1 protein-coding gene is annotated in these 534 nt (G+C 66.3%); it reads right to left on the bottom strand.

The window, feature by feature from the left end; all coding sequences use genetic code 11:
• The coding region (locus DJ021_RS18440) for a class I fructose-bisphosphate aldolase (RefSeq protein ID WP_133255061.1) at positions 1-534 on the bottom strand (534 nt) is incomplete at both ends.

The raw sequence follows: 534 nt of genomic DNA, 5'->3' as shown, positions 1-534 counted from the left end.
GTTCATCGCGTTCAGGTTCAGCGTCGCCTCCACCTCCGATTGCCCTCCGGATAAGAACATGATGCCGGGGACGGCGGGGGGAACGCGGGAGCGGAGGAGGCGGATGGTGTAGGCGGCGACCTGCTCGGGGGTTGCGCGGTCCTTGCATTCGGCGCCGGGGGTGACCATGCTGGGCTTGAGAAGGATGCCCTCGAAGAGAACGTTGTTCTGGGCGAGGTAGAAGAAGACCTCCGCCCAGACCTGCTGCGCGACCTCGAAGGTGCGGTCGATGCCGTGCTCGCCGTCGAGAAGGATCTCCGGCTCCACGATCGGCACCAGTCCGTTGTCCTGCGAGATGGAGGCGTAGCGGGCCAGCCCCCACGCCGCTTCCTTCACTGCCAGCGCCGACGGCCCGTTCGGAATGCTCACCACCGTGCGCCATTTGGCGAAGCGAGCGCCTTGCTGGTAGTAGGCGGCGGAGCGGGAGGCGAGCCCGTCAAGGCCTTGGCACCAGGACTCATCGTTGGAGCCGGTAAGAGGGACCAGACCCTTGTC

Source organism: Phenylobacterium hankyongense (genome assembly GCF_003254505.1).
Taxonomy (GTDB): Bacteria; Pseudomonadota; Alphaproteobacteria; order Caulobacterales; family Caulobacteraceae; genus Phenylobacterium; species Phenylobacterium hankyongense.
The sequence above is the reverse complement of the archived record's forward strand: the minus strand, read 5'-3'. Positions and strand labels throughout refer to the sequence as shown.